Source organism: Burkholderia sp. L-4, from assembly GCF_056856535.1.
Map to the genome: position 1 here is coordinate 689,410 of NZ_JBXEOX010000001.1, position 22,162 is coordinate 711,571.

Consider the following 22,162-nt stretch of genomic DNA (forward strand, 5'->3'; position numbering starts at 1 on the left):
CGCGAGGCGCACCACCAATGGCAATGCTCTGGGTCAAGACGTTCCATATCGTTCTGATCGCCGCGTGGTTCGCGGGGCTCTTCTACCTGCCGCGCATCTACGTGAACCTGGCCATGGAGACCGATCCGGCCGCGGTACGCCGCCTGCTGCTGATGGCGCGCAAGTTGTTCCGCTTCATGACGATGATCGCGGTGCCGGCGCTGGCCTGCGGGCTGTGGCTGTGGCTCGTGATCGGCATCGGGCAGGGGCAGGGCTGGATCCATGCGAAGGTGACGGTCGTGCTGCTGCTCGTGATCTACCACGCGTACTGCGGGCACTTGTTGAAAGTGTTCGAGCGCGGCGAGAACAAGCGTACCGACAAGTGGTATCGCGTGTTCAACGAACTGCCGGTGCTCGGCATGCTTGCCGCGGTCGCACTGGTCGTGATCAAGCCGTTCTGAGCGGCGCGGCCGGTGCGGTGGCCGGTGCGGACCCCTGCGCGACGGCGCCCCTCGGGGCGCCGTTTGTCGTTGACGTGCGTGTTACGTGCCGGCTGATGCGCCGGTCATGCGCCGGCCGACCGCCACGCGCCGTCAATCCTTCGTGCCGTCGTCGATCCGGCGCCGCGTAATCGCTTCCTTCGCGCGGCCGACCCGTTCCATCAGCGCGGGGCCGCGCGACAGCGCCACGCCGACCGCGAGGATGTCGCCGATCGCGAGGTGCGACATCCGCGACGTCATCGGCGAGAACACGTCCGTTTCCTCGGCAACGTTCGACGCGAGGCTCACGGTCGCGAGCTTCGCGAGCGGCGAATGGCTCTGCGTGATCGCGACGACCTTCGCGCCGCACGCGAGCGCGGAGCGCGCGGCGTCGACGATGTCGCGCGTGCGGCCGGTGTTCGAGATCGCGACGACGACGTCGTGCGGCCCGAGCAGCGCGGACGACATCGAGAACGTGTGCGGATCCGAGTACGCGACGCTCGGCACGCCGAGCCGGAAGAACTTGTGCTGGATGTCCTGCGCGGCGATGCCCGAGCCGCCGGCGCCGTAGAACTCGATCCGCGACGCGTTCGACAGCAGCGCGATCGCCTCGGCGACGCTGCCGGCGGACAGGCTGTTGCGTACTTCGATCAGCGCGCCGATCGTGCGGTCGAACACCTTGCCGATGATGCCGGGCGCCGGTTCGTCGGGCTCGACGTCGCGATAGACCGACGACACGCCCGGCGCGACGCTCTGTGCGAGCCGGATCTTGAATTCGCGAAAGCCGCTGCAGCCGAGCGCCTGGCAGAAGCGGGCGATGGTCGGCTGGCTGACGCCCGCGCGCGTCGACAGCTCGGTCATCGCGAGGTCGAGCACCTCGCGCGGCGCGGCGAGGATGTAGTCGGCGAGCTTGCGCTCGGACGGGCGCAACTCGGCGCGGATCGCTTCAATGCGAGGCAGCATGGGGCGGTACGTGAAAATCGGGTTCGGATGAGCGAGTGTATCGCAATCGAATTGTAGAAAATCTACATGAAATTACTAGCGTCATTGTGGTGCTTTTGGTGGGATGGCGGCAGGTGAAATTAGGGTTTTCACTAGGTTTGGCCTTGCTGGTGGCGGGAATGAAGGTTGCGCGGCTGTCGATCCGCATTGCGCGCTTGTAGTTTTTCTACTAGACTGGCTTCGTTCGGTCGACGCACTCGACCGTCCCCACGATTCCAACCGCCGGTGTCGGCCGGCATACAGGAGCGCCCAGCATGACGTCGCTGCACCCCACCCTGGCGAAGGTCACCGAACGCGTGATCGCCCGCAGCCAATCGACCCGTTCCGCCTATCTGCAGCGCATCGACGGCGCGCAGGGCAAGTTCCCGGCACGCGGCGCGCTGTCGTGCGCGAACCTCGCGCACGGCTTCGCGGGCCTCGAAGGCAACGACAAGTTCTCGATCAAGGCGATTCGCGAGCCGAACATCGGCATCGTGTCCTCGTACAACGAGATGCTGTCCGCGCATGCGCCGTACAAGGATTTCCCCGAGATCATCAAGGCGGCCGCGCGCGAGAACGGCGGGGTCGCGCAGTTCGCCGGCGGCGTGCCGGCGATGTGCGACGGCGTCACGCAGGGCAACCCGGGGATGGAGCTGTCGCTGTTCTCGCGCGAAGCGATCGCGATGGGCACGGCGATCGCGCTCACGCACAACATGTTCGACGCGGCGCTGTGCCTGGGCATCTGCGACAAGATCGTGCCGGGCCTCCTGATCGGCGCGCTGCAGTTCGGCCACCTGCCGACGATCTTCGTGCCGGCCGGCCCGATGACGAGCGGCCTGTCGAACGACGACAAGGCGAAGATCCGCCAGCAGTTCGCGACCGGCCAGGTCGGCCGCGACGCGCTGCTCGAAGCCGAATCGGCCGCGTATCACGGCCACGGCACCTGCACGTTCTACGGCACGGCGAACAGCAACCAGATGCTGATGGAGCTGATGGGCCTGCACCTGCCGGGCTCGGCCTTCGTTCATCCGCACACGCCGCTGCGCACCGCGCTGACGGCAGAGGCCGCGCGCCGCGTGCTCGACCTGACCGTCGAGCGCGGCCATTACACGCCGATCGGCCATGTGATCGACGAGAAGGCGATCGTCAACGGCATCGTCGCGCTGCTCGCGACGGGCGGCTCGACCAACCACACGCTGCACCTCGTCGCGATCGCGCGCGCGGCCGGCATCCTGATCGACTGGAACGACTTCGACGAACTGTCGGCCGTCGTGCCGCTGCTCGCGAAGATCTACCCGAACGGCAAGGCCGACGTGAACCACTTCCACGCGGCGGGCGGCGTCGCGTTCCTGGTGCGCAACCTGCTCGAAGGCGGCCTGCTGCACGAGGACGTGACGACGGTCGCCGGCAAGGGACTGTCGCACTACACGAAGGAGCCGAAGCTGATCGACGGCAAGCTGACGTGGGTCGACGGCGCGGCCGAGAGCCACGACACGAAGGTGCTGCGCGGCATCCGCGACCCGTTCCAGCCGGACGGCGGCCTGCGCCTGATGCAGGGCCGGCTCGGCCGCGGCGTGATCAAGATTTCGGCGGTCGCGCCCGAGCACCGCAAGGTGACGGCGCCCGCGATCGTGTTCGATTCGCAGGAATCCGTGCAGGAAGCGTTCGATCGCGGCGAGCTGAAGCGCGATTTCGTCGCGGTCGTGCGCTTCCAGGGCGCGCGCGCGAACGGGATGCCCGAGCTGCACCGTTTGACGCCGCTGCTCGGCGTGCTGCAGGATCAGGGTTTCCACGTCGCGCTGGTGACCGACGGCCGCATGTCGGGCGCGTCGGGCAAGGTGCCGGCCGTGATCCACGTGTCGCCGGAAGCGCTGCTGGCCGGCCCGCTGGGCAAGGTGAAGACGGGCGATACGCTGGTGATCGACGCGGAAGCCGGCGTGCTCGACATCGAGATCGACGACGCCGAGTGGCATGCGCGCCCGGTCGCGCAGCCGCTGCACCAGGCCGAGAACGAGGTCGGCTTCGGGCGTGAACTGTTCGGCGTGTTCCGCGCGGCCGCGGCGCCGGCCGAGCAGGGCGCATCGGTTTTCGGGACGCTGGTCGGCGAAACGGCCGCCCACGTCGCCGCATGAATTTCAAGGAGCCAATTCAATGAAGACGATTGCTGAAATCGTGAAGCTGGGCCCGGTCATTCCGGTGCTCGCATTCGACTCGGTCGAGCAGGGCGAACACGTGTCGCGCGCGCTGCACGCAGGCGGCGTGAAGGTACTCGAGATCACGCTGCGCACGCCGGCCGGCCTGGAGGCGATCCAGCGCGCGAGCCAGCTCGCGGACGACATCGTCGTCGGCGTCGGCACGATCACGAAACCCGAGCACTGCGCGCAGGCGAAGCGCGCCGGCGCGAAGTTCGGCGTGTCGCCGGGCCTGACGAAGGACCTGCACCTCGCGTCGCTCGACGCGGGCCTGCCGCTGCTGCCGGGCGTGATGACGCCGAGCGACATCATCCAGGCGCTCGAATTCGGCTACGAGATCGTGAAGTTCTTCCCCGCGCAGCAGGCAGGCGGCGTGCCGATGCTGCAGGCGTTCCACGGCCCGTTCCCGGCGCTGAAGTTCTGCCCGACCGGCGGCATCACGGTCGACACCGCGCCGAATTTCCTGAAACTGCCGAACGTCGTGTGCGTCGGCGGCTCGTGGCTCACGCCGAAGGCCGCGCTTGCCGCGCAGGACTGGGCCGAAGTCACGCGCCTCGCGCAAGCCGCGAGCCAGCTGCCGCGCTAATGCTTGTATGAAATGAAGAAAGAACCCTCGGAAGCGAGCGCTTAGTGCTTGTTTTACCGAGGGTTTTTGCTGATGGAACCGGTTCTATCCGCAGGCCGTAAAGATAAGTAAAATTCAGCGTCCTGACGGGGTGGGTACCCCCCGTGTTTCGGAGACCTGCATAGCCGGGCATACTCGCAACAGCTCGCCCGGTTCGAACAATTCTAGGAGGAGTGCCACATGGGGGCTGTCCAAGGCAGCATGCTGCTCGTATTCACGCTGATCGCGATTGCCGCGCTGATCCTGATGATCGCGCGCTACAAGATCTACCCGTTCCTGGTGCTGATCATCGTTTCGCTCGGCCTTGGTCTCGTCGTCGGCATGCCGATGGACAAGATCGTCAAGTCGTTCGAGACGGGCACCGGCGGCACGCTCGGTCACATTGCGATCGTCGTCGGCCTCGGCACGATGCTCGGCAAGATGATGGCCGAATCGGGCGGCGCCGAACGGATCGCGACCACGCTGATCGACTGGTTCGGTGAAAAGAACATCCACTGGGCGATGATGTTCGTCGCGATCATCGTCGGCCTGCCGGTGTTCTTCGAAGTCGGCTTCGTGCTGCTGATCCCGATCGCGTTCAACGTCGCGAAGCGCACCGGCAAGTCGCTGCTCGTCGTCGGCCTGCCGATGGTGGCCGGCCTGTCGGTCGTGCACGGGCTGATCCCGCCGCACCCGGCCGCGCTGCTGGCTGTCCAGCAATACGGCGCCGATATCGGCAAGACGATCGCGTTCGGCCTGCTCGTCGGCGTGCCGACCGCGATCATCGCGGGCCCGCTGTTCGCGCTGACGATCTCGAAGTTCGTGAAGCTGCCGGACAACAACCCGCTCGCGTCGCAATTCGTCGATTCGCGCACGGACGGCCGCACGCGCGAACTGCCGAGCTTCGGCATCACGCTGTTCACGATCCTGCTGCCCGTCGTGCTGATGCTCGTCGGCAGCTGGGCCGACCTGCTGTTCACGCCGAAGTCGCTGCCGAACAACCTGCTGCGCTTCGCCGGCAACTCGGACGTCGCGCTGCTGATCGCCGTGCTCGTGAGCTTCTTCACGTTCGGCAAGCTGCAGGGCTTCAACCGCGACCAGATCCAGAAGTTCTGCAGCGAGTGTCTGGCGCCGATCGCCGGGATCACGCTGATCGTCGGCGCGGGTGGCGGCTTCGGCGGTGTCCTGCGCGACAGCGGGATCTCGCAGCAGATCGTCGAGACCGCGAAGCACGCGCATCTGTCGCCGCTGCTGCTCGGCTGGTTCGTCGCGGCGCTGATGCGTCTCGCGACCGGCTCGGCGACGGTCGCGATGACGACGGCCTGCGGCATCGTCGCGCCGATCGCGGCGGCGGCCGGCACGACGGTCAGCCCGGAGCTGCTGGTGCTGGCCACCGGTTCGGGCTCGCTGATCTTCTCGCACGTGAACGATGGCGGCTTCTGGCTGATCAAGGAATACTTCGGGATGACGGTCGGTCAGACGTTCAAGACCTGGTCGTTGCTCGAAACCATCATTTCAGTGCTTGGTCTGGGCTTCACGCTGCTGCTGAGCATGGTTTTGTAACAAGGGGTAGTCAATGATTCTGATCGCAATGGGCGTATCGGGCGCAGGCAAGTCGCTGATCGGCGAAATGCTGGCGGAACGCCTGTCGTGCAGCTATACCGACGGCGACGCGTTTCACAGCGCGGCGAACAAGGAAAAGATGCACAACGGCATTCCGCTGACCGACGACGACCGCTGGCCGTGGCTGCGCACGATCCGCGCGGCCATCGAGGAAAAGCAGCGTGCCGGCGAAACGGCCGTGTTCACGTGCTCGTCGCTGAAGCGGTCGTACCGCGACGTGCTGCGCGGCACCGACACCGATGTGCGGTTCGTGTATCTGAAGGGGTCGTTCGAGGTGTTGCAGGAGCGCCTGAAGAGCCGCACCGGCCATTTCTTCGATCCGTCGCTGCTGAAGAGCCAGCTCGATACGCTCGAGGAGCCGGGCCCGGACGAAGCGATCGAGGTCAGCATCGAGCTGACGCCCGAACGGATCGTCGATCAGGTCATGCTGAAGATCGGTACCGCGCAGCAGCATTGAGCGCGGTTCGCGGCAATCGTCACGCAAAAGGCGCCCTTCGGGGCGCCTTTTGCGTTGGCGCGAAGCCGGCCGGTCAGGCCGCGTGCGCGCGCCGCGCGATGCCGTCGAGCAGCACGTCGAGCATCGTGTCGTGCACGACGGCCGGGTCCAGCTGCGCATAGAGCGGGGCGGCCGACCTGACGAGCGGATGCTCGGCGTCGGACAGCGCGTTCATCTCCGCGAGTTCGACGTCGTTGGCCGCACGTGTGAGGCCGCCGGCTTCGGCGGCAGCGAGCCCGATCACGCTCGCGTACCAGCCGACACACACCGCCGGCAGCGCCGCGCGCGGGATGCCGGCGTCGGTCAGCGCGCGATGCACGGCCTCGATGTGTGCGAGGTCGGCCGGCCCCGTGCTCATGTGCCGCTGCAGCAGCGCGAACGCGGCAGGGTAGCGCAGCGCGAGCGCGCGGTACTGGCGCGCGAGGTCACGCAGCCGCTCGCGCCACGGCAGCGACGGGTCGACCGGCACGAGCGAGCGCGACAGCGCGTTCGCGATCGCGCGGTTCAGGCCTTCCTTCGACTTGAGGTGATACAGCACGCTCATCGGGTCGCAGCCGACCGACTGCGCGAGCTTGCGCACGCTGAATGCGGCTTCTCCGACGTCTTCGAGCAGCGCGAGGGCGGCCGCGACGATCGCGTCCTTGTCGAGGCCGCGCGGGCCTTGGGCGGGTTTGTCCTTCATCGAGGCGGGGCGGGCACGCCGGTGTGGGACCGGCCGTAAACTTGACGAAAGCATATTCTACACTGTAGAATTATTTCTGCGGTGTAGAAATTGGGTGTCCCGGCACCTTTCAAGACGTGCTTTCGCACAGTCCGGGATCCAGGCGGCACGAGCGTGCCCGCCGTCAACACGGGCCATCGCGCCCCCTCTTCTCGTTGACACCCATGTGGAACCGGCTGCCCCACCCGCGAAGCCAGAAGGCTATTCGACAGGCGGCCCAAGACCATGCAAGTGCAATCATGACGTCCAACCACCAACGACCCCTGATCCAGGGCGAATCGCGTTTCGAGCAAACGCAACTGAACATCGAAAAAGACAACTGGAACTGGTGCGACCCGGCTCGCTACGACGGCGAGCGCCCGGCCAACTGGTATGAGGCGTCGCTGTCGCGTCATGCGAACGGCACGCCGCTCGCGCACGATGCGGTGTGCGACGTGCTCGTGATCGGCGCGGGGCTGCTCGGCGCATCGGCCGCGCTGCATCTCGCGGAAGCGGGCGTCGACACGATCCTCGTCGACAAGCACCACGTCGGTTCGGCCGCGTCCGGCCGCAACGGCGGCCAGCTGACGCCCGGCCTCGCGCGCTGGGAGGCGGCCGACATGATCGACCATCTGTCGCACGACGACGCGAAGCGGCTGTGGCGCTTCGCGTCGGCCGAGTCGATGGACCTGATCGATGCGATCGGCGCGCGCTACGCGCTCGACCTCGACCGCAAGCGCGGCCACATCACAGCGGCCGTTCACCCGGGCCACATGAGCGCGCTGCTCGACGGCGCGGATGCGCGCCGTCATCTCGGCGACGCGGGCGTGACGCTCGTCGGCCGCCATCAGCTGCACGACGAATACGTGCGCTCGGGGCTGTATCACGGTGCGGCGATCGATGCGATCGGCGGCCAGATCCATCCGCTCGCGCTGGTGCGCGGCCTCGTGCACGGCTTCCGGCTGAACGGCGGCGCGCTGTTCGAGGGCACCGAGGTGCTCGAACTCGACGAGACGCCCGCGGGCGTCGTCGCGACGACGCCGGGCGGCACGATCACCGCGCGCAAGGGCGTCGTGCTCGCGCTGCACAACACGACGTTCCGGCTGCTGGACGACGGCGCGGCAACCACGGTGCCGTTCTTTACCTACGTGAGCGTGACGGCGCCGCTCGACGTCGATGTCGCGACGCTGATGCCGGCCGGCATGCCCGTGTACGACACGCAGTTCCAGATCGACTACTACCGGCCGGTGCGCGGCAACCGCCTGCTGTTCGGCGGGCAGGGCACCGGCACCTGCTGGGCGCAGCCCGACGTCAACGCGTATCTGCTGACGCGGCTGAACACGGTGTTTCCGCAGACCGACGGCCGCATCGCGCTCGACTACTGCTGGAGCGGCGTCAGCGACTTCACGCTGAACGGCGCCACCGACAGCCGCAAGACCGATGCCCGCGTGCCGATGTACATGGTGCAGGGCTGGAGCGGCCACGGCGTCGCGCAGACGGTGCGGATCGGCAAGGCGATCTGCGACGATTTCGTCGGCCGCAACGACGATTTCTCGATGCTCACGGGCATCGATCACCGCGCGATTCCGCTCGGCCGGCAGTTGTCGCCGATCGCGATTCCCGCCGCGAAGGCCGCGATGAGCGTGATGAGCGCGCTGAACCCGGGGCGGATGATCTCGTTCTGATGGTCCGGTGTTCAGGCTGCCGCGCGCCGTCAATGAAAAAGCCCGATGCGAATCGCTCGCATCGGGCTTTTTTTCGTCCGGGGACGGCGGTGCTTACGCGATCCGCTTCGCGAGTTCGACGGCCTTGCCGATGTACGACGCGGGCGTCATCGCAAGCAGCAGATCCTTCGCGTCCTGCGGGATCGCGAGCGTGCCGACGAATTCCTGCAGCGCCTCGCGCGTGATGCCCTTGCCGCGCGTCAGTTCCTTCAGCTGCTCGTACGGGTTCTCGATGCCGTAGCGGCGCATTACCGTCTGCACCGGCTCGGCCAGCACTTCCCAGCAGTTGTCGAGATCTTCGTTCAGGCGCTGCGGGTTCACCTCGAGCTTGTCGAGGCCGCGGATCAGCGAGTCGTACGCGAGCAGCGAGTAGCCGAGCGCGACGCCCATGTTGCGCAGCACCGTCGAGTCGGTCAGGTCGCGCTGCCAGCGCGACACCGGCAGCTTGTCGGCGAGGTGGCGCAGCGTCGCGTTCGCGAGGCCGAGGTTGCCTTCCGAGTTCTCGAAGTCGATCGGGTTGACCTTGTGCGGCATCGTCGACGAGCCGATCTCGCCGGCCTTCGTCTTCTGCTTGAAGTAGCCGACCGAGATGTAGCCCCACACGTCGCGGTCGAGGTCGAGCAGGATCGTGTTCGCGCGCGCGACGGCGTCGAACAGCTCGGCCATGTAGTCGTGCGGCTCGATCTGGATCGTATACGGGTTGAACGTGAGCTTCAGGCGGTTCTCGATCACGTCGCGCGAGAACGCTTCCCAGTCGAATGCCGGATACGCGGACAGGTGCGCGTTGAAGTTGCCGACCGCGCCGTTCATCTTGCCGAGGATCTCGACCTTCTCGATGCGGGTGATCGCACGGGCGAGACGCGCGGCGACGTTCGCGAGTTCCTTGCCGAGCGTCGTCGGGCTGGCCGGCTGGCCGTGCGTGCGCGACAGCATCGGCTGCTCGGCGTGCGCGTGCGCGAGGGCGACGAGGCGCTGGTAGACCGTGCGCAGCGCCGGCAGGATCACGTGTTCGCGCGCGCCGGCGAGCATCATGCCGTGCGACGTGTTGTTGATGTCCTCGGACGTGCACGCGAAGTGGATGAATTCGCTGGCCTGCTCGAGTTCGGCCTGGCCCTTCACCGATTCCTTCAGCCAGTATTCGACGGCCTTCACGTCATGGTTCGTCACGCGCTCGATTTCCTTGATGCGGGCGGCGTCGTGCGCGGTGAAGCGCTCGGCGAGCTGCAGCAGGAACTGCTCGGACGCATCGGAGAAGCGCGGGATTTCCGCGAAGCCGGCGCGCGACAGCGCGATCAGCCAGTGCACCTCGACGGTGACGCGGTGGCGCATGAAGGCGGCTTCGGAGAGCCAGTCGCGCAGCGCTTCGGTCTTGCTGGCGTAGCGGCCGTCGATGGGCGAGAGCGCGGTGAGGGCGAAAAGCGTATCGGGACGAGTGTCGGACATGATCGGGCGGGCCTTGGGGCCGGGTCGAGCGAGGGGGAAGGAGAATCCGGCATTTTACCATTGGCGCGGGGCGATCCCGGCCGAACCGGTCCGGCCGCTGCCGGCGCGGGCCACCGGCGCGGGCGACCAGTGCGGGCGACCAGTGCGGGACGGCGGGCGCGTGACGGCGGGGCGGCGCCAGAAAGGGCCGCTTGCGCGTGTCCGCGCCGCCGCCGCCGACCGGGGCTGCCCGCCGGTAGAATGCAGGCTTCTTCCCGACCGCCGCCCGCCGCGCCCCGCCTGCATGGAACTGAAATGGCTCGAAGACTTCGTTTCGCTCGCGGAAACGCGCAGCTTTAGCCGGTCCGCCGAACTGCGGCACGTGTCGCAGCCGGCGTTCTCGCGGCGGATCCAGGCGCTGGAGGCGTGGCTCGCGACCGAACTGATCGATCGTTCGGTTTATCCGACGCGGCTCACGCAGGCCGGGCAGATCTTCTACGAGCAGGCGCTGACGATGCTGTCGCAGGCGCACGAGGCGCGCACGCTGCTGCGCGGCCACGTCGGCGCGCCGGTGCCGACGATCGAGTTCGCGGTGCCGCACACGCTGTCGCTCACGTATTTTCCGCGCTGGCTGCAGCGGATCGAGGCGAAGATGGGCCAGGTCCACACGCGGCTGCGCGCGCTGAACGTGCACGACGCGGTGCTGTCGCTCGTCGAGGGCGGCTGCGATCTCGTGATGGGCTACCACCACCCGAGCCATCCGGTCGCGCTCGACCCGGCGCGCTACGACATGCTGGTCCTCGGCAGCGAGCCGATCAGCCCGTTCTCGGCGCCCGGCCGCGCCGGCCGGCCGCGCCATACGCTGCCGGGCGCGGCCGACGCGCGCGTGCCGTACCTGTCGTATACGCCGAACGCGTATCTCGGCCGGATGACCGAGGTCATCATCGCGAACGCGCCGACCCGGCTGTTCCTCGACCGCGTCTACGAGACCGACATGGCCGAAGGGCTGAAGGCGATGGCGCTCGCGGGCCACGGCGTCGCGTTCCTGCCGCACAGCGCGGTCGAGGATTCGGTCGCGGGCGGCCGGCTGATCCGGCTCGACCGGTCGGCGCGCGGCGGCGCGCATCCGTTCACGCTGACGATGGAGATCCGGCTGTACTGCGACAAGCTCGCGCTGCAGGGCGACGATCCGCGCCAGAAACTCGTGCGCGCGCTGTGGGAGGTCGTGCGCGACGAGCTGCGCGACACCCCGAATTAACCGCCGGCGGTTAATCGACCGCCGCCGGTCGGTCGCGGCCGGCTGACGGCGGCCTTGCGGTGCCTGTCGGGCGGCTGTCCGGCGGCCGGCCCGCGCGCATGCCAGCCGATTTTTTCGCCGGCGCGATGCACGGCCGATCGCGGGCGTTCTTGCGCAAATCGACCGCGGATTTGCGAAAAATCGCGATCATGCAAGAAACGCATAATCGAATAAGCAAACGGCATTGGATAAAAAAAACGGGTTTTTCGACAATGTGCGCAATCCGTTGAACGTTGGAGCTTCCATGTCTTCGCAACAGCAGTCCATCCCGTCCTACCTGCACGCCGACGATCTCGGCCCGTGGGGCAACTACCTTCAGCAGGTCGATCGCGTCGCGCCGTACCTCGGTTCGCTGTCGCGCTGGCTCGAAACGCTGAAGCGTCCGAAGCGCATCCTGATCGTCGATTGCCCCATCGAGCTCGATAACGGCACCGTCGCGCACTTCGAAGGCTATCGCGTGCAGCACAACGTGTCGCGCGGCCCGGGCAAGGGCGGCGTGCGCTACCACCAGGACGTGACGCTGTCGGAAGTGATGGCGCTGTCCGCATGGATGTCGGTGAAGAACGCGGCCGTGAACGTGCCGTACGGCGGTGCGAAGGGCGGCATCCGCGTGGACCCGCGCAAGCTGTCGCGGGGTGAGCTCGAGCGCGTGACGCGCCGCTACACCAGCGAAATCGGCATCATCATCGGGCCGAACACCGACATTCCGGCGCCGGACGTCAACACCAACGAACAGGTGATGGCGTGGATGATGGACACGTACTCGATGAACCAGGGCCAGACGTCGACCGGCGTCGTGACCGGCAAGCCGATCGCGCTCGGCGGTTCGCTCGGTCGCAAGGAAGCGACGGGCCGCGGCGTGTTCGTCGTCGGCTCGGAAGCGGCGAAGAAGAAGGGGCTGGAAATCGAAGGCGCGCGCATCGCGGTGCAGGGCTTCGGCAACGTCGGCGGCATCGCGGCGAAGCTGTTCCAGGAAGCCGGCTCGAAGGTGATCGCGGTGCAGGATCACACGGGCACGATCTACCAGCCGGCCGGCCTCGATTCGAACAAGCTGCTCGACCACGTCGCACGCACGGGCGGCGTCGCGGGCTTCGAAGGCGCCGAGCCGATGCCGAACGACGAGTTCTGGACGGTCGAGACCGACATCCTGATCCCGGCGGCGCTGGAAAACCAGATCACCGAGAAGAACGCGGCGAAGATCCGCACGAAGATCATCGTCGAAGGCGCGAACGGCCCGACGACGACGGCGGCGGACGACATCCTGAGCGCGAACGGCGTGCTCGTGATCCCCGACGTGATCGCGAACGCCGGTGGCGTGACCGTCTCGTACTTCGAATGGGTGCAGGATTTCTCGAGCTTCTTCTGGACGGAAGACGAGATCAACCACCGCCTCGAGCGCGTGATGCGCGAAGCGTTCGCCGGCGTGTGGGCGGTCGCGGAAGAGCACAAGGTGACGGTGCGTACGGCGGCGTTCATCGTCGCGTGCAAGCGCATCCTGATGGCGCGCGAAATGCGTGGCCTCTACCCCTGATCGTTGACTATGATCCATTCATGACGCAATCCCCCCGATTGCGGAAATGAACCCTCGCGGGCGATGCCGGATCCGGCCTCGCCCGCGCGCGCATTCGGGCGCCAGGAGCCGGGAGGAAGGCTTCGTGCAGGGCGATTCGTAGTGCGGTAAACAACCAGTACTTTCAAAAATATTACTTTGATACACTGGCGCGGGTTTTAGCCAAGGAGATGACCAAAATGAAATACCACAAGGCAGTCCTGATGGTCGCGGCGCTTTGCGCGTTCGCAAGCGGCGCGCATGCTCAGGAGACGGGCACGCTGAAGAAGATCAAGGACACGGGCGTGATCGCGCTGGGCCACCGCGAATCGTCGATTCCGTTCTCCTATTACGACCAGAACCAGCAGGTGGTCGGCTATTCGCGCGAATTCCAGATGAAGATCGTGGACGCGGTGAAGAAGAAGCTGAACCTGCCGAACCTGCAGGTGAAGAACATCCCCGTCACGTCGCAGAACCGCATTCCGCTCGTGCAGAACGGCACGGTCGACATCGAGTGCGGCTCGACGACCAACAACACCGAGCGCCAGCAGCAGGCTGCGTTCTCCGACACGATCTTCGTGATCGGCACGCGCCTGATGACGAAGAAGGATTCGGGCGTCAAGGATTTCGCCGACCTGAAGGGCAAGACGGTCGTGACGACCGCCGGCACGACGTCGGAGCGCCTGCTGCGCAAGATGAACAACGACAAGCAGCTGGGCATGAACATCATCAGCGCGAAGGATCATGGCGATTCCTTCAACACGCTGGAATCGGGCCGCGCGGTCGCGTTCATGATGGATGACGCGTTGCTCGCGGGCGAGCGCGCGAAGGCGAAGCAGCCGGGCGAGTGGGTGATCGTCGGCACGCCGCAATCGGAAGAAGCCTACGGCTGCATGATGCGCAAGGGCGATGCCGACTTCAAGAAGGTCGTCGACGACGCGATCTCGCAAGTCGAGAAGTCGGGCGAAGCCGCGAAGATCTACGCGAAGTGGTTCGAGAATCCGATCCCGCCGAAGGGGCTGAACCTGAACTTCCCGTTGTCCGATTCGATGAAGAAGCTGTACGCGAACCCGAACGACAAGGCACTCGACTGACCGCACGGCCGTTGATGCAGAAATGACGCTAATGAGACGGAAGAGGCCACGCTTCTTCCGTCTCTTTTTGCTGGAGTCTTGCCCATGTCTTACCACTGGAACTGGGGCATCTTCCTGAGCCCCGTGTCGACCGGCGAGCCGACGACTTATTTCGGATGGCTGATGTCCGGCTTTTGGGTGACGATCGAAGTGTCGCTCGTCGCCTGGGTCATCGCGCTGATCGTCGGGTCGCTGTTCGGCGTGCTGCGCACCGCGCCGAACAAATGGCTGTCCGCGATCGGCACCGTGTATGTGTCGATCTTCCGGAACATTCCGCTGATCGTGCAGTTCTTCGTCTGGTATCTCGTGATACCCGAGCTGCTGCCCGCGTCGATCGGTACCTGGATCAAGCAGTTGCCGCCGACCACGCAGTTCTTTACCGCGTCGATCGTCTGTCTGGGCCTGTTCACCGGCGCGCGCGTGTGCGAACAGGTGCGCTCGGGGATCAACGCGCTGCCGAAGGGCCAGCGCGCGGCCGGTCTCGCGATGGGCTTCACGCAATGGCAGACGTATCGCTACGTGCTGCTGCCCGTTGCGTACCGGATCATCGTGCCGCCGCTCACGTCGGAATTCCTGAACATCTTCAAGAACTCCGCCGTCGCGTCGACGATCGGCCTGCTCGACCTGTCCGCGCAGGCGCGCCAGCTCGTCGACTACACCGCGCAGACGTACGAGTCGTTCATCGCCGTCACGCTCGCGTACGTGATCATCAACCTCGTCGTGATGGCGTTCATGCGCTGGATCGAAGGCCGCACGCGGCTGCCCGGCTATATCGGAGGCAAGTGATGCATCAGTTCGACTGGAGTAGTATTCCCGGCGCGCTGCCGACGCTGTGGACGGGGGCGGTCGTCACGTTCCAGATCACGCTGATCGCGATCGTGGTCGGGATCGTCTGGGGCACGCTGCTGGCGCTGATGCGGCTGTCGGGCGTCAAGCCGCTCGCGTGGTTCGCGCAGGGCTACGTGACGGTGTTCCGCTCGATCCCGCTCGTGATGGTGCTGCTGTGGTTCTTCCTGATCGTGCCGCAGCTGCTGCAGGGCGTGCTCGGGCTGTCGCCGACGATCGACATCCGCCTCGCGTCGGCCATGGTCGCGTTCTCGCTGTTCGAAGCCGCGTATTATTCCGAGATCATCCGCGCCGGCATCCAGGCGGTGCCGCGCGGGCAGGTGAATGCCGCGTTCGCGCTCGGCATGAACTACGCGCAGGCGATGCGCCTCGTGATCCTGCCGCAGGCGTTCCGCGCGATGGTGCCGCTGCTGCTCACGCAGGCGATCGTCCTGTTCCAGGATACGTCGCTCGTGTACGTGATCAGTCTCGCGGACTTCTTCCGCACGGCGGCCAACATCGGCGATCGCGACGGCACGACCGTCGAGATGGTCCTGTTCGCCGGCGCATGTTATTTCGTGATTTGCTCGTTGGCGTCTGCTCTCGTCAAGGGTCTCCAGAAAAAGGTCACAAGATGATTTCCATCAAGAACGTTTCGAAGTGGTACGGCCAGTTTCAGGTCCTCACCGACTGCACGACCGAGGTCAAGAAAGGCGAAGTGGTCGTCGTGTGCGGCCCGTCGGGCTCGGGCAAGTCGACGCTGATCAAGACCGTCAACGGCCTCGAGCCGTTTCAGCAGGGCGAGATCCTCGTGAACGGCCAGTCGGTCGGCGACAGGAAGACGAACCTGTCGAAGCTGCGTTCGAAGGTCGGGATGGTGTTCCAGCATTTCGAGCTGTTCCCGCACCTGTCGATCACCGAGAACCTGACGCTCGCGCAGGTCAAGGTGCTCGGCCGCGGCAAGGACGAAGCGACCGAGAAGGGCATGAAGCTGCTCGAGCGCGTCGGCCTGAAGGCGCATGCGCACAAGTTCCCGGGGCAGCTGTCGGGCGGCCAGCAGCAGCGTGTCGCGATCGCGCGCGCGCTGTCGATGGACCCGATCGCGATGCTGTTCGACGAACCGACGTCCGCGCTCGATCCCGAGATGATCAACGAAGTGCTCGACGTGATGGTCGAACTCGCGCAGGAAGGGATGACGATGATGGTCGTCACGCACGAGATGGGCTTCGCGAAGAAGGTCGCGCATCGCGTGATCTTCATGGACAAGGGCGCGATCGTCGAGGACGACCGCAAGGACGACTTCTTCTCGAATCCGAAATCGGAACGCGCGAAGGACTTCCTCGCGAAGATCCTGCACTGAGCGTTCGCGCGTTTCGCGCGCGTCCATGCGAAAACCGCCCGGCATCGAGCCGGGCGGTTTTTTTTCGGCCGCCGGTCGCGTGCGTTACCAGCTGTAGCGGTAGCCGACCTGCCCGACGATGCCGCGCCGGTAATCGCCGCCGATGTTGCGCGCGATTTTCGCGTTCGCGTAGAGCTCGCCCGACTTGCCGAAGCTCGCGCTCACGCCGACCCCGAGCTCGTACCAGGTGCGGCCGAGGTGCGTCGCGAACGGCGTGCCGCCGACGACGGTCTGGCCCGGCGACAGGAAGTCGTGCAGCACGTCGGCCGTGAAGTACGGCGTCGCGGCGCCGCCGCCCGCATCCGACTGGAGGTTCGGCCGGAAGATGCGCACGCCGACGCGGCCGCGCAGCGCGTTCGTCGTCGTGCCCGATACGGCCGACACGTTGTCGTTGAACCCGTTCAGCTTCAGGTACTGGTACATCAGCTGCGCCTGCGGTTCGATCGCGATCGGCGTGCCGCCGATCGCGAACGGCTTGCCGACTTCCTGCGACAGCGCAATACCGAAACCGTTCTGCGACGCCTCGTTGCCGTAGCTGTCGCGATAGCGGTTGCCGTAGTGCGTGACCTGCCCGACGCTGTCGAAGTAGGTGCCGTCCGGCAGATAGCGCGTCCAGTAGCCGCCGACGCTCTGCGCGTGCATCTCGACCGAGCCCGTCGAGGTCGACAGGTCCTGCGCGTCGGCGCGCGCCATGTCGCTGAAACTCGCGTTCGACACGCCGATGCTGGCGGTCACGCCCGCATGCGTGCTGCCCGCGCCGTTCGGCGCCTGGTCGAGCGTCCAGTCCTTGCCGAACTGCGCGAAGAACGTGCGCTCGTCGGCCGCGAAGCGGCCCGCGTTCGCATCGAGGCTCTGGCCGCCGATGCGCCCCCATACGCCGTCGCGGTTGCCCGGCTGCTGCTTCTCGACGTTGTAGATGTCGCCGACGCGCTCGTGCAGCTTGCCGAGCGTGGAGAAGCCGTAGTCGGCGTTCAAGAGCGGCGTGAGCGCGTAGCCGGCGACGCCCGGGCGGTACGCGAGCGTGCCGCCGTTGCCGTTTCCGTTGTTGCCGCCGTCGCCGCCGCCGGACGGGTGGATCGGGTCGCCGGGGTCGGTCTGGTCGAGCTGCGAGCGAAGGTACCAGCCGTTCGCGTCGCTTTGACCGCCGCGATAGAGCCGGTATTCGTACGCGCCGGCCTGGACGGGCCCGGCGAGATGGAAGGCCGACGCGGTGGTCGTGCCGCCGTTGGCCGTGACGACCACCGGAATCCCGTCGCCGGTCGTCTGCGCGCCGGTGCCGGCCGTATTGGCGATCTTCAGGCCGGTCGTGCCGTTCGCGGCGCCGCCGTTCACGATCAGCCGGTCGGTCGGCGACGCGTCGGCGCCGAGATACGTGTTGAGCGCGATCGTGCCGCCGCGGCCGACATAGTTGCCGGTCGTCAGCGTCTTGTAGCTGCCCGTGAGCGTCGGCGAACCGACGGGGGCGGCGAACGCGACGAGGCCCGCGTTGCTCAGGCTGCTCAGGACCGAGCTGCCCGTCATGCGCCACGTGCTCGAGCCGTCGACCCTCAGCGCGACCGGATCGATCTTGCCGGTCAGCGTCGTGCCGTACCCGAGGAACACGTTGCCGGTGCTCGATGCGTCGGAGACGATGTCGCCCGCGAGGTTCACGCCCAATGCGTTGAACGTCACGTTGCTGCCGTTCGCAAGGTTCAGCAGCGTGCCGTTGCCGGCCGTCACGACCGTGCCGTTTACCGTGATGTCGGCCTTGCCGCCGCGCGCGGCGAAGGCCGGCCCGGCGACGGACGTCACGCTACCGCCCTGGACCAGGACCGAACTCGTCGCGCCGCTCGCGAGCATATCCGACGTCAGCACGCCGGCTGTCGCGCCCTTGAGCGTCGTGCGGTGCAGTTCGAGCAAGCCGCCGCTGTCCGCGGTTGCGCCGTTGCCGGCCGCGCTGTCGATCGACGAATCCGTACCGGTGATACGCCCGCCGTGCAGCGCGACGCTGCCGTCGGCAGCGCTACCCGACGTGGTGAGCGTCACACCCGACAGCGTGGCTGCCGCACCATCCATCACGATCGCATGCGCACCGGCGCCGGTCGTCGCGATGGTCGTGCCGTCGGCCAAGAACGCCGAATCGGCGCTCGACACGTAGACGCCGCGCGCATTGGTACCGGAGGTGCGGACGACCGTCGTCGGATAGGTCGCGATGAGCGCGCTCGTGCCGGTCGACGTGACGCCGTCGGCGCCGTTGCCGGTCGTGGCGATCTGCATATCGGACAGTGAGATCGTTGTGTTCGCGCCGAGGTTGCGGATCCCGCTGCCCGATCCGCCCGTTGCGATCGAGGTCGCGCCGGCCACGATACCACCGTGCGTGACGGTCGGGTCGATCAGCACGCCGTCGGCGCTGCCGTTCGCGATCACGGTGCCGGCGCCCGACATCGAGACCCATGTGCCGGCGCCCGTCAGGCGCACGCCCGCGATGCCGTCGTCGGCTTCGATCGAGCCGGTGTTGGCGAGTAGCGCCGATGCCCCCTGCACGAGCGCGCCGGTGCCATCGGACACGCGGATCGTCGACGCGTTGTTTACCGCGCCTAACGTGCCGACGACGACGCCCGTCGAGTCGGCGCCGGTCAGCAACACCGTATTGCGGTTATCGAACGTGCCGAGGTTTTGCGCGACGAAGCCCGTTACGCCGGCGGTCGACGACGTCACGGCGGCATGGTTGGTCAGCGTCGTCGCGACCAGGCCACCGGTGTTTGCGCCGGCGAGGTCGTGCGCCTGCCCGTCGACGACGCCCGCGATCGCGCCGGCCGCGTTCAGGTTGATCGTCGCGCCGGCGTCGATCGTGCCGTTCGCGCCGCCCTCGACCGCGATCGCGATGCCGTTCGCGCCGTTGACGTTGTAGGTCGCGTTGCCGGTCGACAGCGTCGTGCCGGCGTCGGTCGCGAGCACGCCATGCGCACGCTGGCCGTTGACGTCGGTCGTCAGCGTGCCGGCCGCCGACGCGCCCGTGTACGCCGCGCCGCCCGCGACGCGGAACAGCGTCGAGTCGTCGGTGTCGACGCTGAGGTGCTGAGCGGCCACGTTGATCTTCGAGCCCGCGCCGTATGCGTAGAAGCCGATCTGGTTCGTGCCTGACATGAAGGCCGGCACCGCGTTCGCGCCGACGTCGATCGTCGCGCCCGAGCGTGCGTGCACGCCGATCGCGCCGGTGCCCGTCAGGTTGAGCGCGCCGTCGAGCGTGGCCTTCGCAAGCGGCCCTTCGGCCCACACGCCGTAGTTGCGCGTGCCCGACGCGGGATCGAGGCCGCCGGCCACGTCGATCGTGCCGGTCGACGTCGCGGCGGTCGCTTGCGTGCCGGTGCCGAGCACCATCACGCCGATGCCGTTCACGCCATTCAGCGTGATCGTGCCGGTGTTGGTCACGGTCGCGGCCGTATCGGCCGCGAGCATGCCGACGTTGGCGAGCGGCGTGCCGGGCGCCGTGCCGTTGACGACGATCGCTCCCGCGTTGGTCAACGTGCCGGACGTCGAGCCGATGCTCGCGAGCGCGGCGCCGTTCTGTGTCTGCGAGCCGATCACGATCGTGCCGAGGTTGCTCGCGGTGCCCGATGCGCCGAGCAGGATGCCGTATGCGTGCGCGGCGAGCGCGACGTCGCTTGCCGTGCCGCCGGGTGCGTACTGGGCCGCGCGGCCGAGATAGATCGTGCCGCCGGCCTGGTTCGTGAAGCTGCCGCCGTCGACGAGGCCGCCGATCACCTGGCTGTCGAGCGTCGTCGCGTTGACGCCGACGTTGATCGTGCCGGCGTTCGACCCGGTCGCGCCGTCTGTCACACCTACCGCGTAGTTCTGCAGGTTCGGCTGGTTGCCGTCGAGCGTCCACGCGCCGACGTTCATCACGCCGTTGTTGACGAACGAGGTGCCCGTTCCGCTTGCGTACACGCCGTTGCCTTCCGTGTAAGCGTTGAAGCCGAAGTTGGCGGGCGGCGCGCTGCCGCTCGTGTCGAAGTTGTCGCCGGATGCGTAGCCGGACGAGATCGTGCCGTTGTTGACGCCGCTTGCACCACTCAGCAGGCGCACCAGCGTGAAGTCGCCCGACAGGCGCCCGTCGTTGATGAAGTGCGCACCGTTTTCCGCGAGGACGGCCGAGCTCGGGACGATCGTGTTGGTGCCGCGGAAGTCGATCTGGCCGTCCTTGCCGATCTGCAGCGTCGCGTTCGCGCCCGTGCCGTGCATGACCGACAGGAAATCGATCGGCAGCGTGTTCTTGTCGCCTGCGGACACGGTGTTCTGATACTGGAAGCTTTGCTGCGAGAACGTCACGGCCTGGCTGAACGCGCTGTCGTAGGCGGCCTGCGAGCCGAGCGCGCCGCTTTGCACCGAGCGCACGAGAAAGTCGTTGTACGCGGCAAGCGATGCGGCGTCGGTGACCTTCCACGTACTGCCGTCGAATGCGGTGAAGGTGCCCGCGTAGGCCGGCACGTCGAGCTGGCGGCTGCCGACGGCACCGCCGTCCGCAAGATAGTCGCCGGTGGTGAACTGAATCTGGTTGCGCGAGTTCCAGGTGACGGTGCTCGTCGTGGAGCCCGTTCCGTCCGCGACGGTAAGGTCGGTCCCCTTCGCGGCGATCGAGATCGCGTTGCCGGCTGCGTCGGGCGCGTTCGCCGCATTGCCGATCGACACGTTGAGCGATCCGCCGCTGGCGGCGACGGTGCCGATGCGCGTGTTCACGTACTGATCGCCGTTCACGTCGTGGTAGACGGGCACTTCGGTCGCGCCGGCCGTCGACGCGGAAAACGCGGACGAGTCGTAGGTCGCGACCGACGTGCGGGTGCCGGTGATCGAGTCGGGCGTGCTCACGCTGTGCGTCTTGCCGCCGAGCGACAGCAGCGGCTGGTTCGGGTTGCCCGACACGATGGTTGTGCTGCCGATCGGCGTGAGCGTGTAGCCCGGGTCGCCGCCGGCGCCGGTCCATGCGCCCGACACGCCGACGGTGTCGCCGCCCGACACGGTGGTGGCACCGGCCAGGTTGTCGTTGACGGTCGGGCTGAAACTGCCGAGCGCGCAGGTGCCGCCGCTCGCGACGGCCGCGCCGCTGCCGCAGGTCGATGCATGCGCGCCGCCGGCCGACAGCATGGCCAGCAATGCGCCGAGCGCTACCGCGCGGCGGTTCGTGCCCGATGCGCTACCCGAGCGCTTGCCGCGCGCCCGTGCCGTTTCCGCCACCGCGACCCAGCAGCCGGTGGTTTCGCTCCATATCGATCGAAATGAGTGATTCACGACAAGCCCCTATTTCTTGTTTTGAAATGGCATTCGCCGGAATTCGGCGAATTCGCAATCCGCGGTGGAGAAATAATCCGAAAGGGGCGTGCGGCGGCTACGGCTGCGTATCGCGCCAATCGTGTTTCGTTACACCAGCGATGGGCGGAGTCTACTGATTCGGAGCACGGTCGATTATCGAGAAATCGGGAAATGTGGGGATGCCAACCGTAGTGGGTTGTATTTTTGATTTGTGTGGTTAATCGAACCGAAAGCCATGCAGGTCAATGGACCCGGAGGCTGGGGTGAAAATCAGGAATGGCCGGTGGGGTGGGTGGGATACCGCACGGATTGATGGCAACCGATAAGCTAGAATGCGCGCCCGAGATTATATTTAATGGGAGGAATTTGCCGTTTCTTGATTTGATTGTTTTTTATTTTCGCTTGTAAATTAATAAAATCAAGCGAATTTCTCATGGTGCCGATTCATTGCGCCGAATGGCGGCCCGAGTGAA

16 protein-coding genes are annotated in these 22,162 nt (G+C 66.6%); 12 read left to right on the plus strand and 4 right to left on the minus strand.

Annotation, left to right across the window (positions count from 1 at the left end; genetic code table 11):
* The first annotated feature begins 17 nt into the window (after positions 1 to 17).
* Positions 18 to 440 (plus strand): CopD family protein, encoded by a 423-nt coding sequence (locus AC1VVG_RS03280; RefSeq protein WP_107938103.1) that lies wholly within the window; start codon positions 18 to 20, stop codon positions 438 to 440.
* A gap of 132 nt (positions 441 to 572) precedes the next feature.
* On the opposite strand, the gene AC1VVG_RS03285 is transcribed toward AC1VVG_RS03280, so the two are convergent.
* Entirely contained in the window at positions 573 to 1,421 is an 849-nt protein-coding gene (locus AC1VVG_RS03285; protein ID WP_021158790.1) for a MurR/RpiR family transcriptional regulator, read from the minus strand.
* Between the two features lie 293 nt (positions 1,422 to 1,714).
* On the opposite strand from AC1VVG_RS03285, the gene edd reads away from it, so the two are divergent.
* The 4 genes from edd (at position 1,715) to AC1VVG_RS03305 (ending at position 6,315) form a co-directional block, all read left to right on the plus strand.
* Positions 1,715 to 3,571 carry a phosphogluconate dehydratase gene (edd, locus tag AC1VVG_RS03290; RefSeq protein ID WP_482835247.1) on the plus strand — a complete coding sequence of 619 codons (1,857 nt, stop codon included), beginning with the start codon at positions 1,715 to 1,717 and terminating at the stop codon, positions 3,569 to 3,571.
* A 19-nt stretch (positions 3,572 to 3,590) separates the two neighbouring features.
* The gene (gene eda, locus AC1VVG_RS03295) at positions 3,591 to 4,217 is read left to right on the plus strand and encodes a bifunctional 4-hydroxy-2-oxoglutarate aldolase/2-dehydro-3-deoxy-phosphogluconate aldolase (RefSeq protein ID WP_034186432.1); all 627 of its coding nucleotides are present in this window, start codon (positions 3,591 to 3,593) and stop codon (positions 4,215 to 4,217) included.
* Between the two features lie 219 nt (positions 4,218 to 4,436).
* Positions 4,437 to 5,798, plus strand: coding sequence for a GntP family permease (locus AC1VVG_RS03300; RefSeq protein WP_034186433.1), 1,362 nt, complete (start codon positions 4,437 to 4,439; stop codon positions 5,796 to 5,798).
* 13 nt (positions 5,799 to 5,811) lie between these two features.
* Positions 5,812 to 6,315, plus strand: coding sequence for a gluconokinase (locus AC1VVG_RS03305; RefSeq protein ID WP_034186434.1), 504 nt, complete (start codon positions 5,812 to 5,814; stop codon positions 6,313 to 6,315).
* Positions 6,316 to 6,388: 73 nt separating this feature from the next.
* On the opposite strand, the gene AC1VVG_RS03310 is transcribed toward AC1VVG_RS03305, so the two are convergent.
* Positions 6,389 to 7,036 (minus strand): TetR/AcrR family transcriptional regulator, encoded by a 648-nt coding sequence (locus AC1VVG_RS03310; protein WP_482835248.1) that lies wholly within the window; start codon positions 7,034 to 7,036, stop codon positions 6,389 to 6,391.
* Between the two features lie 278 nt (positions 7,037 to 7,314).
* Here AC1VVG_RS03310 and AC1VVG_RS03315 point away from each other — a divergent pair, with 278 nt between their 5' ends.
* Entirely contained in the window at positions 7,315 to 8,739 is a 1,425-nt protein-coding gene (locus AC1VVG_RS03315) for an NAD(P)/FAD-dependent oxidoreductase (RefSeq protein WP_069706499.1), read from the plus strand.
* A 93-nt stretch (positions 8,740 to 8,832) separates the two neighbouring features.
* Here the strand turns inward: AC1VVG_RS03315 and purB are convergent, their stop codons facing one another.
* Entirely contained in the window at positions 8,833 to 10,221 is a 1,389-nt protein-coding gene (gene purB, locus AC1VVG_RS03320; RefSeq protein ID WP_034186437.1) for an adenylosuccinate lyase, read from the minus strand.
* A 283-nt stretch (positions 10,222 to 10,504) separates the two neighbouring features.
* On the opposite strand from purB, the gene AC1VVG_RS03325 reads away from it, so the two are divergent.
* The 6 genes from AC1VVG_RS03325 to AC1VVG_RS03350 all read left to right on the plus strand — a co-directional run bounded on the left by AC1VVG_RS03325 (position 10,505) and on the right by AC1VVG_RS03350 (position 16,364).
* Positions 10,505 to 11,458, plus strand: a complete 954-nt coding sequence (locus tag AC1VVG_RS03325; RefSeq protein ID WP_049030013.1) for a LysR substrate-binding domain-containing protein — start codon at positions 10,505 to 10,507, stop codon at positions 11,456 to 11,458.
* 283 nt (positions 11,459 to 11,741) lie between these two features.
* Positions 11,742 to 13,028: a Glu/Leu/Phe/Val family dehydrogenase gene (locus AC1VVG_RS03330; RefSeq protein ID WP_034186440.1), complete on the plus strand. Its 1,287-nt coding sequence runs from the start codon at positions 11,742 to 11,744 to the stop codon at positions 13,026 to 13,028.
* A 218-nt stretch (positions 13,029 to 13,246) separates the two neighbouring features.
* Positions 13,247 to 14,140, plus strand: coding sequence for a glutamate/aspartate ABC transporter substrate-binding protein (locus AC1VVG_RS03335; RefSeq protein WP_034186451.1), 894 nt, complete (start codon positions 13,247 to 13,249; stop codon positions 14,138 to 14,140).
* A gap of 84 nt (positions 14,141 to 14,224) precedes the next feature.
* Positions 14,225 to 14,965: an amino acid ABC transporter permease gene (locus tag AC1VVG_RS03340; RefSeq protein ID WP_034186441.1), complete on the plus strand. Its 741-nt coding sequence runs from the start codon at positions 14,225 to 14,227 to the stop codon at positions 14,963 to 14,965.
* The gene (gene gltK, locus AC1VVG_RS03345; RefSeq protein ID WP_034186442.1) at positions 14,965 to 15,642 is read left to right on the plus strand and encodes a glutamate/aspartate ABC transporter permease GltK; all 678 of its coding nucleotides are present in this window, start codon (positions 14,965 to 14,967) and stop codon (positions 15,640 to 15,642) included. Before AC1VVG_RS03340 ends, gltK begins: the two co-directional genes overlap by 1 nt.
* Positions 15,639 to 16,364 (plus strand): amino acid ABC transporter ATP-binding protein, encoded by a 726-nt coding sequence (locus AC1VVG_RS03350; RefSeq protein ID WP_069245541.1) that lies wholly within the window; start codon positions 15,639 to 15,641, stop codon positions 16,362 to 16,364. The genes gltK and AC1VVG_RS03350 overlap by 4 nt, the downstream gene beginning before the upstream one ends.
* An 84-nt stretch (positions 16,365 to 16,448) precedes the next feature.
* On the opposite strand, the gene AC1VVG_RS03355 is transcribed toward AC1VVG_RS03350, so the two are convergent.
* On the minus strand, positions 16,449 to 21,668 hold the full coding sequence (locus tag AC1VVG_RS03355) for an autotransporter outer membrane beta-barrel domain-containing protein (RefSeq protein WP_482835249.1): 5,220 nt from the start codon (positions 21,666 to 21,668) through the stop codon (positions 16,449 to 16,451).
* Positions 21,669 to 22,162: the final 494 nt, after the last annotated feature.

Excerpts from the sequence above, each read along its gene's own strand:
- AC1VVG_RS03350 (WP_069245541.1), top strand. The coding sequence starts at position 15,639 with ATGATTTCCATCAAGAACGTTTCGAAGTGGTACGGCCAGTTTCAGGTC.
- purB (WP_034186437.1), bottom strand. The coding sequence starts at position 10,221 with ATGTCCGACACTCGTCCCGATACGCTTTTCGCCCTCACCGCGCTCTCG.
- AC1VVG_RS03300 (WP_034186433.1), top strand. The coding sequence starts at position 4,437 with ATGGGGGCTGTCCAAGGCAGCATGCTGCTCGTATTCACGCTGATCGCG.
- AC1VVG_RS03285 (WP_021158790.1), bottom strand. The coding sequence starts at position 1,421 with ATGCTGCCTCGCATTGAAGCGATCCGCGCCGAGTTGCGCCCGTCCGAG.
- AC1VVG_RS03315 (WP_069706499.1), top strand. The coding sequence starts at position 7,315 with ATGACGTCCAACCACCAACGACCCCTGATCCAGGGCGAATCGCGTTTC.
- AC1VVG_RS03325 (WP_049030013.1), top strand. The coding sequence starts at position 10,505 with ATGGAACTGAAATGGCTCGAAGACTTCGTTTCGCTCGCGGAAACGCGC.
- AC1VVG_RS03335 (WP_034186451.1), top strand. The coding sequence starts at position 13,247 with ATGAAATACCACAAGGCAGTCCTGATGGTCGCGGCGCTTTGCGCGTTC.
- AC1VVG_RS03305 (WP_034186434.1), top strand. The coding sequence starts at position 5,812 with ATGATTCTGATCGCAATGGGCGTATCGGGCGCAGGCAAGTCGCTGATC.
- AC1VVG_RS03330 (WP_034186440.1), top strand. The coding sequence starts at position 11,742 with ATGTCTTCGCAACAGCAGTCCATCCCGTCCTACCTGCACGCCGACGAT.
- AC1VVG_RS03280 (WP_107938103.1), top strand. The coding sequence starts at position 18 with ATGGCAATGCTCTGGGTCAAGACGTTCCATATCGTTCTGATCGCCGCG.
- gltK (WP_034186442.1), top strand. The coding sequence starts at position 14,965 with ATGCATCAGTTCGACTGGAGTAGTATTCCCGGCGCGCTGCCGACGCTG.
- edd (WP_482835247.1), top strand. The coding sequence starts at position 1,715 with ATGACGTCGCTGCACCCCACCCTGGCGAAGGTCACCGAACGCGTGATC.
- AC1VVG_RS03340 (WP_034186441.1), top strand. The coding sequence starts at position 14,225 with ATGTCTTACCACTGGAACTGGGGCATCTTCCTGAGCCCCGTGTCGACC.
- AC1VVG_RS03310 (WP_482835248.1), bottom strand. The coding sequence starts at position 7,036 with ATGAAGGACAAACCCGCCCAAGGCCCGCGCGGCCTCGACAAGGACGCG.
- eda (WP_034186432.1), top strand. The coding sequence starts at position 3,591 with ATGAAGACGATTGCTGAAATCGTGAAGCTGGGCCCGGTCATTCCGGTG.